Here is a 12,003-nt window from a genome sequence, read left to right as displayed (position 1 = left end):
GATCCTGAAACAAGTTCAGGAGGACGTATCGCGTTGAACAAATGACCAGTTTACAGTTGGCAATTTGCAGTTAACAATTTAACAATCCTGCAATTAAACAATGAACCAATAAACCAATTACGCCGATAATAGTTCTCCCTGGTTCAGATTTGCATAAGCCTTTGCCTGCACTACATTACCTATAATAATAATGGCTGGATAAGTTAAACCTGCGTTTTCTGCCGATTCTTGTAAATTTTGCGCCGTACATATTACCTGTTTTTGATTGGGTAAAGTAGCATGCTGGATAATTGCCGCAGGCATTGTACCTAAACCTGCATCACAATACGCTTTTGATATTTCGCCAACTTTTTTCATGCCCATATATATCACTACAGTGGCCGAACTTTTCATGGCACACTTTAAGTCGTTGGTTAAACTCCCATCCTTTTTTGTGCCGGTAAGGATCCATACACTTTCGCTAATACCGCGGTGTGTTAAAGGTACATCGATAAATCCGGCGCCCTGCATACTGCTAATCCCCGGAATATAGTGGCATTTTATTCCTCTTGCCTCTGCATAAATCAATTCTTCGAAGCCACGACCGAAAATAAATGGATCTCCGCCCTTTAAACGGACAGTTACAGCATATTTTTGGGCATTTTCTACTATTAATTCGTTAATTTTTTCCTGTGGAGTGTATTTCCCATAAGGTTGCTTGCCAACATATATCATTTTACAGCTTTTCGGAGCAATTTCGAGCAATTTTTCATTACTTAAGTTATCATAAAGTATAACTTCCGCTCTTTTTAGCACATTATAAGCCTTAAAAGTAATCAATTCAGGATCACCAGGACCTCCACCCATTATAAAAAGTCCAAAATCGTCAGTTTTTACATCCATAATTTTAATGATTTAACTATTTAAATATAAAAGTGATGAAATTTTATTAAAAATTTAAATTTTTTATGATAAAAATCATTAAAAAACAAGTTTATTTTAAAAATAAATCTATATTTGAATATCAAAAATCATATAAATATTCAATTAATGATTTTTAAGGCTATTATTTCATTACAAATCCCAGTAAAAAAGATAGTCAAAACAAAAACAACCGAAATAAACTAACAAAAACAGTAAAAATTCAATATTTCATGAAAGAACCACAAATAATTGTAATAGGAAATGGAATGGTGGGGTATAAATTTTGCGAAAAGCTAAAATCTAAGTCAAATCATTTTAAAATTACTGTTTTTGGCGAAGAACCACGCCGTGCTTACGACCGTGTTCATTTAAGCGAATACTTTAATGGCAAAACAGCCGAAGATCTTTCACTATCTAAAGAAAACTGGTACCAGGAACAGAACATTACATTATACCTAAATCATCCGGTTACCAGAATAGACCGCCAGCTGAAAAAAGTTTACGACGGTAACGGATCGGCTTATGATTACGACGTCCTTGTTTTCGCCACTGGCTCCGGAGCATTTGTACCCAATATACCAGGGATCGAAAAAGAAGGTGTTTTTGTGTACCGCACGATAGAAGATCTCGATCTGATTAGTAATTACGCTAAAAAGGCAAAAACCGCAGCTGTTATCGGCGGAGGGCTGCTCGGACTGGAAGCCGCCAAAGCATTGATCGATCTCGGTATTGACAACACCAGTATTGTAGAATTTGCGCCCCGCTTAATGCCTAGACAGATAGATGCAGCAGGGAGCGACATGCTTAAATCAAAACTCACTGATCTTGGCTTGCAGATCCACCTGAATAAAAACACCACCTGTATTGAAGGTGATGAAAATATTACTGCCTTAAAATTTAGCGACGATACTCATTTAGCCATAGATATGCTGGTGATTTCTGCCGGAATAAAACCACGTGATGAGCTTGCAAAAGCCTGCGGCATTGAGGTTGGTGCACGAGGCGGCATCGTTGTGGATGAAAAAATGCAGACCAACGATCCATCGGTATTTGCCATTGGCGAATGTGCCTTATATGATGGTATGATATATGGTTTGATTGCACCGGGCTACGAAATGGCCGAAGTACTTGCTGCCAACCTCTGCGAGGGAGATAAAAGCTTTACCGGGTTTGATATGAGCACCAAACTAAAGCTAATCGGTATCGACGTAGCCAGTTTTGGAGATAACTTCATTACCGAACCCGATTGCCGTACTATCATTTTCGAAAATAAACACAAAGGCATATATAAAAGAATAAATGTTAGTAATGACGGGCAATACCTTTTAGGAGGTATATTAATCGGAGATGCAGCGGCGTATAACCTGCTGCTGCAAACTTCCGTTAACCGCATTATACTACCCGAAGATCCTGAAGAACTGATATTGGGCGCCCGGGGCGGAAACGAAGCCGCAGGCGGTGCTGGCATTACAGGTTTGCCCGATAGTGCGTTAATCTGCAGTTGCGAAGGCGTGAGCAAAGGCGATATCTGCTCAGCCGTTGCCGATGGTGGATGTGAAAATATCGATGACCTGAAAAAATGTACCAAAGCAGGTACCGGTTGCGGTGGTTGCGTACCGATGGTTAAAGATTTAATGAATTATACCTTAAAAGCACAGGGTAAATACATTAAAAACGTAATCTGCGAACACTTTAACTACAGCAGGCAAGAGCTTTACGACCTGATCCATATCCACAGCTTAAAAAGTTACGATGAAGTATTAGATGCTTTTGGTAAAAATGATGGCTGCGAGGTATGCAAACCTTTGGTATCATCTATATTGGCAAGCCTTTGGAATGAGATGATCCTTAAAAAGGGTAATGATGTTGCCCAGGACAGTAACGACCGTTTTCTGGCGAATATCCAAAAAGGTGGCTCCTATTCTGTAGTACCGAGAATTCCGGGCGGGGAAATTACACCCGAAAAACTGATTGTAATCGGCGAAGTAGCCAAAAAATATAATCTTTACACCAAAATCACAGGCGGTCAGCGCATTGATTTATTTGGCGCGCACCTTAACGACCTACCCATAATCTGGGAAGAATTGATTGCCGCCGGATTTGAAAGCGGACATGCTTACGGAAAAGGTTTACGTACGGTAAAAAGCTGTGTAGGAAGTACCTGGTGCAGGTTTGGTTTACACGACAGCGTAAGTTTTGCCATTGAAATTGAAGAAAGGTACCGCGGCCTGAGGGCACCACACAAACTAAAATCAGCGGTGAGTGGCTGTATCAGGGAATGTGCTGAAGCACAAAGCAAGGATTTCGGCATCATCGCGACAGAAAAAGGCTGGAACCTATATGTATGCGGAAACGGAGGAAGCAAACCCCAACATGCACTTTTATTGGCCACAGACCTTGATAGCGAAACCTGCATACAATATATCGATAGGTTCTTGATGTTCTACATCCGCACTGCCGATCCGTTAACCAGAACAGCTACATGGCTGAACAAGATGGAAGGCGGAATAGATTACCTGCGCAATGTAATCATCAAAGATAGCTTAGGAATGGCTACGCAGTGGGAGAAAGAAATGGAAGGTTTAATTGCCGCCTATAAATGCGAATGGAAAGAAGCAGTAGAAAACCCCGCAATCAGAAAAAGGTTCTCACACTTTGTAAACGCTCCTGAAGAAAAGGATCCGACAATAGAATTTGTGGACATGCGCGGACAAAAAAGAACCGCAGAATGGAAATCAGTCTAACCAAATATAATCAACAACAATGTTTAACTTAAAATTAACCTTATGACAGAAACAACAAACAATTGGTTAGCTGCATGCCGTGTTGAAGATGCCGCCGAAAATGGCGGCGTCTGTATCAAGCATGGCGAAGACCAGATTGCACTCTTCTACTTTACAAGGCGGAATGAGTGGTATGCCACACAGAACGAATGTCCGCATAAAAAGCAGATGGCTTTAAGCCGTGGCATGATCGGAAGCGCTACCGACGAACCTAAGGTAGCCTGCCCGTTCCACAAAAAAACATTTTCCTTAAATACCGGCGAATGTTTAAGCGGCGATGAGTGCGCCATAAAAACCTATCCCGTAAAGGTAGAAAACGGAACTGTTTATATTGGCACCATGCCAAAATCTTAACCTGACCCAAAAGATTTAAACCTTTTCCGAATGAAAATTTAACCCAAACCAAAACATTATGAAAACCTCAAATTATGTAGCCATAACTGGCTGCCTGGCACTTACCATGTCTTTTTTTTCGGCCCGATCGCAAACAAAGGCCGTTTTATTCGATGGCACGCTCGTTGCCGGATATGTTGACCACGGTGCTTTTATCAATTGCACAGGCCCAAGTATCAAATTCAGCAAAAAACCTTATTGCATTTTATTGGGACTATTACCCAGCCTTAGGATAAAGGAGGATAAAGTAGCTGCAGGCGCACCAAAAAATAAAGCACTTACCCCTAACCTGGGCATTGGGTTAACCACAGCATTCCACCATGTGGCTCTACAGGTACCCTTGTACTATAACCCAAAAACCGCTGTAAAAAATGGCGAGTGGAATGTAGGTGTGGGCTTAGGTTATAAATTTTAAATCAAACATTTATTTACGCTAAACTAATGGTTATGACAACTGATACTATAAATAAACCACTCGATAAACTCAGCATATTTTCGCTCAAAGGAATCCAGATGAAAACCTTTCATATTACCTGGTTAACCTTTTTCTTTTGCTTTTTTGCCTGGTTCGGTATGGCCCCCTTAATGAAAATAGCAAGGGAGCAGTTGCACCTCACTAAAGATCAGGTGGGCAATATCCAGATTGCTTCCGTATCGGCCACCATCATTGCCCGTTTACTAATCGGCAGGCTAATTGATAAATTCGGTCCAAAACTCATTTATACCTGGCTGTTGGTATTGTGTGCCATTCCGGTTTTATTGATCGGTACCAGCCAATCATACACTTCATTTTTGCTTTTCCGTTTGGCCATTGGTGTTATCGGCGCTTCTTTCGTGATTACGCAATTCCACACCTCCGTAATGTTTGCTTCCAATATTAAAGGAACTGCAAATGCAACAGCAGGCGGTTTTGGTAATGCAGGTGGTGGTGCAGCTAATTTATTTATGCCTTTAATTGCATCCGGATTTACCGCATTGGGTTTTTGCAGCACCGAAGACAGCTGGCGTTATGCCATGATTTTTCCTGGTGTAATGTTATTAATCTGTGCCTTTTTATATAACCGTTATACTTTGGATACCCCACAGGGCGACTTTAAAGATTTAAAAGACGAAACCGTTAAAAGTACCAAAAACACCTTCCTACTTGCAGCTAAAGATTACCGTACCTGGATTTTAACCATCGCCTACGCAGCCTGTTTCGGCGTAGAGATTACAGTCGACAATTTTGCCCCGATCTTTTTTACTGATTCATTTGGTGCTACAATAGCTATAGCAGGTATGGTTGCCGGTATTTTTGGTTGGATAAATGTTTTTGCCAGGCCTTTTGGCGGTATAGTGGCCGATAAAATAGGCAAAACATGGGGTTTTGATGGAAAAACACTTTTATTGGCCCTTTTACTTCTCTTAGAGGGTGTCGGGATTATACTTTTCGCAAAATCGGGCAATATCGGCATGGCCATTTTCATGATGTTCGTTTTCGGTTTAAGTTTAAAAATGGCAAACGGTGCCACGTATAGCCTTGTTCCTTTTATCAATCCACTTGCTGTGGGCAGCGTTGCCGGCATTGTGGGTGCGGGTGGAAATATCGGAGCCATGCTTATTGCTTTCATGTTCAAGGCAAAAGCAGGTCACGCTACAAAAACCGTAATTGAAAACGGAATCAATGTCCAAAAAGACCTGATCAGTTATACCAGCGCATTTACCCTACTGGGTTTCATTATCCTCGGAATTGGTGTCGCAGTGTTCATTTTCAGAACTGTTATGGCCCAAAAAAGAGTAAATATTGAAGAATTAGCGCTTAGTCCGAGTAAATAATCTCTCAGCATTAAAAAAATCAACCCATTTAAGCCGATCCATTTGAAAGAAGAAAAAAACATACCGGCCAATAATACCACTACCTGCTGCTATTGCGGCGTGGGCTGCGGCATTGTGGTGAGCAAAGATATACACGAACGGATAACGGTTGAAGGCGACAAAAACCATCCGGTTAACAAGGGTATGCTGTGCAGTAAGGGTATGAACCTGCATTATACGGCAAACGATAAAAGCGACAGGTTGCTTTACCCCGAAATGCGTTACAACAAAAACATGTCTTTGCAACGTGTAAGCTGGGATACCGCATTGGAACGTACTGCAGCCGTTTTTAAAGCCCTCATTAAAAAACATGGCCCCGATAGCGTTGCATTTTATGCCAGCGGACAGTGTTTAACGGAAGAGTATTATGTGGTAAACAAATTAATCAAAGGGTTTATCGGCAGCAATAACATCGACACCAACAGCCGCTTATGTATGAGCAGTGCGGTTGTTGGTTATAAAATGAGTCTTGGCGAGGATACCGTACCCATTAGTTACGATGATATCGAACTAACCGATTGCATTTTTGTGGCAGGCGCAAATCCGGCCTGGTGCCATCCTATTTTATGGCGCCGTGTGGAGGCCGCAAAGCAGAAAAATCCGGATTTAAAGATCATTGTGAGCGATCCGCGGAAAACACAGACCTGCTCGCTCGCCAATGTGCATTTACAGCTTAATCCGGGCACCGATATTACGCTTCACCATGCCATTGGCAGGTGTTTGATCGAGGATGGAAAAATTGATGCCGGTTTTATTAACAACAGCACCAATGGTTATGAAAAATACCGTACAACTGTTTTTGAAACTACTTTGGTTGATGCTGCAGCAATTTGCGGGATTAATGAAAGCGATATCCGTTTGGCCGCTTCCTACATCGGCAATGCCAAAGGTTTTATCAGCATGTGGACAATGGGCCTTAACCAAAGTGTGGTGGGCACCAACAAAAACCTTTCGTTAATTAACCTTAATCTGATTACAGGCCACATCGGTAAACCCGGTAGTGGCCCTTTTTCGCTCACGGGGCAACCCAATGCCATGGGTGGACGCGAAGTTGGTGGTTTAAGTAATTTATTACCTGCGCACCGTCTATTAACCAACGAAAGCCATCGCAATGAGGTCGAAAAGTTTTGGAATATCCCACTAGGCACCATTCAACCAAAACCGGGTTTAACCGCAACCAAAATGTTCGACGAACTGAACAGTGGCAAGCTAAAAGCGATATGGATTTTATGTACCAATCCGCTAATTAGTCTGCCTGATGTACGCATGGCCGAAGAAGGTTTAAAAAAGGCAAAATTCGTAGTGGTACAGGATATCAGCAACAAAATAGAAACCTTAAAATATGCAGATGTAGTACTGCCTGCTGCGGCCTGGGCTGAGAAAGAAGGTACCATGACCAATGCCGGACGTTACATCTCTTACCTCAGTAAAATAACCGAAGCACCCGGAGAGGCTTTGCCGGATGCTGAAATCATCTGCCGTTTCGCAAAAAAAATGGGTTTCGATGGTTTCGGTTTTAAAAATGCAGGCGAAATATACGATGAGCATGCAGCCCTTACCGAAGGAACCAATATCGATATCAGCGGACTTAATTATCAGATTTTAAAAGAAAAAAGAGCCGTCCAATGGCCCTACCCTAAACAGGAAAAAGCTTATGGAACTGCCAGGCTATTTACCGATCATCAGTTTTATACACCTGATAAAAAAGCCAATATCCTATCTTTTGATGATCAAAATCAATCGGAAGCCTTAACACCAGCGCATCCATTAATTTTAACCACCGGACGCGTAAGAGACCAATGGCACACCAGGAGTAAAACGGGTAAAGTAAACAAACTGAATCAGCACATCAGCGAATCTTTTTTAGAAATCAACCCAATTGATGCCGGAATGAGAAACATTAAAGACAACGACATCATCGAAGTTTCCAGTTTACGCGGAAATGTACGCGTAAAAGCCAAATTTTCGGAGGACATTAAAGCCGGCGTGGTTTTTATGCCCATGCATTGGGGTTTGATTCTAAAAAGTGATTTAAACCGCGTAAATAACCTCACCAATAACCTTGTTGATGCACAGAGCAAAGAACCCGATTTTAAATTCAGTGCCGTACAGGTAAAATTGTATAAAAAAGCAAGGCAGAAAATCATCGTTATCGGTGCAGGAGCCGGTGCCTGCGGTTTTGTAAAAAGTTACCGGGCCCTGAATACCGAAGATGATATCGAAATTTTCAGCAAAGAGAATTTTCCTTTTTACAACCGCGTACTCTTGCCCGATTACATTATCGGCACACTACCCTGGCACAATCTCATTAAAATGAGCGATAGTGAGGAAATTGATTACCGCATAAAGCTTCATCGCGGGCTGGGCATTGACAAAATCGACAAAGAAAATAAAACCGTTAGCGATGATAATGGAAAAGCACATGCTTACGATGTTCTCCTCCTGGCTACAGGAAGCAGGGCTTTTGTGCTTAAAGACCTGCCCAAAATACCAGGCATATTTACCATGCGAAGCCGAAACGATGCCGATGATTTCAGAAAACATGTAGATAACACCAACGGAAAAGTGGTGATTGTTGGCGGTGGTTTATTGGGGATCGAACTGGCCACCTCACTGGCCGAAACCGGATCAAAAGTAGCCATCATTCAAAGGATATCAAGATTAATGGGGCGTCAGCTCGATGCTTTAGGCAGCCAGCTGTTGCACGAAGAATTGATCAGCAAAGGCATCGAGATTTTCTATAATGACGAGGTAGACCGCGTAATCGGCGAAAAAAGCATTTCGGGTATCCGCTTAAAAAGCGGTTTATTACTCGATTGCGAATCGCTGGTGATTGCCATTGGTACGGTGCCCAATACCGAAATGATCAAAACCGCTGGCATTGAGTGCAAAAGAGGTGTTGTGGTGGATGAATACCTTCGCACGAACGAAAAAGACATTTATGCCATTGGTGAAATCGCCGAGTTTAAAGGCCAGATGTACGGCATTACTGCGGCTGCAGAACAACAGGCTGAAATTGTTGCACGTTTCCTTTGTGGCGATATTGCCAGGTTTTATCAGGGCAGTTTGTTGATGAATATACTTAAAATGCACAGTTTAGAACTTTGCTCTTTAGGATTGGCCGAAATCCCAAACAACGACCCTATCTACGAGGAGATAGTTTTTATCGATAAAGCAAAACGCTACTATAAAAAATGCATCGTACACAACGATAAACTCGTGGGTGCCATATTGATCGGTGATAAAAGCGAGTTTTTAGAATTCCGTAACCTGATTGAAAATAAAATGGAACTAAGCGAAAAACGGCTTCAACTGTTAAGGAGCGGCAAAACAGCCGAACCGATTATCGGCAAAACAGTATGCAGCTGTAACAACGTTGGCGAAGGTAACCTGATCAATAAAATAAAAGAGGGCTGTAAAGATCACCTTCAACTTTGCCAGCTTACCGGCGCCGGAATGGGCTGTGGAAGTTGCCGACCGGAAGTGAAAGCCATATTGGACAGTTTTGTGAATGTGCCAAAAACAGAGCAAAAACCTGTCTTAACCTAGCGCCCCCTTGATTCGTCATGCTGAATTTATTTCAGCATCTCTTTAGCATGAAAGACCCTGATCCCGAAGATTCGGGACAGGGTGACGACCGAGTTAATAGAAAACACTAAATAAAGAGACAATGAAAGTAAAAATGAGTCCTTCTGAATTTAAAAATCTTAAAGGGATTGAATATTTTAAGTTTGAAGAAGATTTTATCGAAGAAAATGTACGTTGTATTCCGATGATTGTCCGTTTTAAGATGGACGCAGCCGGAATTAAGCTAAAACTGGCCGAGTGGAGCAAATTTCATCCGTCTGAACGGATAAAACTGGCCTTACTACCAGTTTCTAATCAGGAGGAAACAGATCTTTATCACCAGTTCCTGATCGGGCTGATCGCTAAATACACCGGAAACCAGGCCACAACGATGGCTATAGATCCCCTGCCTGATTGGAGCAACTTACACCGCATCCCAAACATGTTAACCGAAAAATCAGCTGAAATGGCCATACAGATTTCTATACAACAATGGTGCAGCCTTACCAACATTCAAAGGTTTGCGCTTATAAAATTATGCAGGTCCGGACACGAAAATAAGAATTTTCCCAAGGCAGTAGCAGAATTTGGACTCTTAAGCAGTTAAAACATGTATCAAACCATCACCATTAACTTTTCCGGAGGCATTATATCGCCTGGCAACCTGTACAATATTCTGGTTGCTGCAACGAAAGCGCAGATACAATATGTGCGCTTCGGTCTACGGCAGCAGTTATTGATTGATACCACAAATTATAACATTGTTCAATTTACGGTCGAACTTGACAAACTCGGTATTGATTACGAAATAGATACCAATCATTATCCTAATATCATCAGCTCTTATCCTGCTGAAGAAATTTTCATCCAGAAAACATGGCTTACGGAAGGGGTTTATAAAGATATTTTGGGTGAAATAGACTTTAAACCGACCGTTAAAGTGAATATCTGTGATGGCCATCAAAGTTTTACGCCTATGCTTACGGGTAACATTAACTGGATCGCTTCCTCGCAATCGGAACACTACTGGCATTTGATTATCCGTTTTCCGAAAACCAATGTGATTTACGAATGGAACCTACTTTGTTACACCAATCATATCGCCAAGGTTACCAAGGTTTTGGAAGGCATTATCAAAAATAATCCGGATCAGTTTATTGATAACAAACAGGCCAGTGGCGAAACGCTTTTTAACCAATTAGACCATGAAAATTTCATTTTAAAACCAGCAGAAAGCCCGGTTTCTTTAGCTGCTTTTAATTTACCTTATTATGAAGGTTTAAACCGGTACCAAAACAAATACTGGCTGGGCATTTACCGGCGCGATGAACTGTTCAGCATTGTATTTTTAAAAAAACTCTGCCAGCTTTGCCTATCCACTAAGCTTGGTCAGCTGTGCTGCACCTCATGGAAAACCATTATTGTTAAAGGGATCGAAGAAAAAGACAAACACCTTTGGAATGCCCTGCTCGAAGAATTTGAGGTCAATATGCGGCACGCCGCAAACGAACTTAATTTTCAGGTGGAGGATAACTGCAGCGAAGGCCTGGCTTTAAAAAATTTTCTGGTAAAACATTTGAGCATTGATGATACGCGTACTTTCGGCATCTGTTTTGGCATTAAAACTCGAAAAAAAAGTGAGGTTTTTAGTAGTATCCTGATCCAAAAACGTCATTTGATTAATTTGTTGGGTTTAAAATTATTCCCGGTTTATGATATTTTATGTGCGAAGGATTTTAATCCTAACGAACGTACCGGAGAAGTTTTCAGCAGCGGTAACCCCAGTTTTATATTACCCGAACAATTAAGGCGTTCGATATTCAGGTTTTACAAACACCGATTAAATGCAGTTAAAAATAACGGTCAAAAGCAAAATTCCCATAGCGACGAAAGCAAAAAAAAAGAGAGTATATTTTTATACCAATGCAACAATTGTTTAACAGTTTATAACGAACAGATCGGCGAAATAGAAAACAAGATCGAACCGGGAACCGCATTTAATGATTTACCCGAAACTTATTGCTGTGCCCTCTGCGACAGTGGAAAAGAGGGTTTTAACAAAATTGATCAAGCGGTATTACTGGTTTTGTAGTCCAAAATATCAAGTCATTCTGAGTGTAACGAAGAATCTCTGTGTTCCGTTGCACTGGCCTAAAAAGATTTGCTTCGCAGAGCCTTCGGGTTCTTCGCTGCGTTCAGAATGACAAAATGTTTTTTTTCAAATCTTCGTGGCAAAAACAAACTGCGACAAAAAAGGTCTTCTGCTCTGCTCCATGGTGTGTGTCCCCACAGACCATTTATAAAATTAAGCATTTCTGAAATAAATAACCTCAAAGTGGTCTGTGGGGACACAGACCACGGATATATTGGAAATCTGCCTCGAGATAGATCTCTCCGCTACGGTCGAGATGACGATTTTTATAATAAAATCAGTCACCCTGATCCGATAGCTATCGGATTTATTTCAGGGTCTAGCAAAATGGATCCTGAAATAAATTCAGGA

The 12,003-nt window shown here is 41.5% G+C and carries 8 protein-coding genes; 7 read left to right on the top strand and 1 reads right to left on the bottom strand.

The window, feature by feature from the left end; translation table 11 throughout:
- Positions 1 to 117: 117 nt before the first annotated feature.
- Positions 118 to 882, bottom strand: a complete 765-nt coding sequence (cobA, locus tag B2V92_RS14710) for a uroporphyrinogen-III C-methyltransferase (RefSeq protein ID WP_293309413.1) — start codon at positions 880 to 882, stop codon at positions 118 to 120.
- Positions 883 to 1,133: 251 nt separating this feature from the next.
- Between cobA and nirB the strand changes: the two genes are divergently transcribed.
- The 7 genes from nirB to B2V92_RS14675 all read left to right on the top strand — a co-directional run bounded on the left by nirB (position 1,134) and on the right by B2V92_RS14675 (position 11,592).
- On the top strand, positions 1,134 to 3,647 hold the full coding sequence (gene nirB, locus B2V92_RS14705; protein WP_293309411.1) for a nitrite reductase large subunit NirB: 2,514 nt from the start codon (positions 1,134 to 1,136) through the stop codon (positions 3,645 to 3,647).
- A 42-nt stretch (positions 3,648 to 3,689) separates the two neighbouring features.
- The gene (gene nirD / locus B2V92_RS14700; protein ID WP_293309409.1) at positions 3,690 to 4,040 is read left to right on the top strand and encodes a nitrite reductase small subunit NirD; all 351 of its coding nucleotides are present in this window, start codon (positions 3,690 to 3,692) and stop codon (positions 4,038 to 4,040) included.
- Between the two features lie 58 nt (positions 4,041 to 4,098).
- A complete protein-coding gene (locus B2V92_RS14695; RefSeq protein WP_293309407.1) occupies positions 4,099 to 4,494 on the top strand; it encodes a hypothetical protein in 396 nt (131 codons plus the stop codon).
- A 32-nt stretch (positions 4,495 to 4,526) separates the two neighbouring features.
- On the top strand, positions 4,527 to 5,894 hold the full coding sequence (locus tag B2V92_RS14690; protein WP_293309405.1) for an MFS transporter: 1,368 nt from the start codon (positions 4,527 to 4,529) through the stop codon (positions 5,892 to 5,894).
- Positions 5,895 to 5,936: 42 nt separating this feature from the next.
- Entirely contained in the window at positions 5,937 to 9,482 is a 3,546-nt protein-coding gene (locus B2V92_RS14685; protein WP_293309403.1) for a nitrate reductase, read from the top strand.
- 121 nt (positions 9,483 to 9,603) lie between these two features.
- Positions 9,604 to 10,107, top strand: coding sequence for a nitrate reductase associated protein (locus B2V92_RS14680; protein WP_293309401.1), 504 nt, complete (start codon positions 9,604 to 9,606; stop codon positions 10,105 to 10,107).
- A gap of 3 nt (positions 10,108 to 10,110) precedes the next feature.
- Complete coding sequence (locus B2V92_RS14675; RefSeq protein ID WP_293309399.1) at positions 10,111 to 11,592, top strand: rubredoxin; 1,482 nt, start codon at positions 10,111 to 10,113, stop codon at positions 11,590 to 11,592.
- Positions 11,593 to 12,003: the final 411 nt, after the last annotated feature.

Origin of the sequence: Pedobacter sp. UBA5917, assembly GCF_002432345.1 — a bacterium.
GTDB lineage: Bacteria > Bacteroidota > Bacteroidia > Sphingobacteriales > Sphingobacteriaceae > Pedobacter.
Note: the sequence above shows the minus strand (reverse complement) of the source record. Positions and strands in the feature narration are given on the sequence as shown.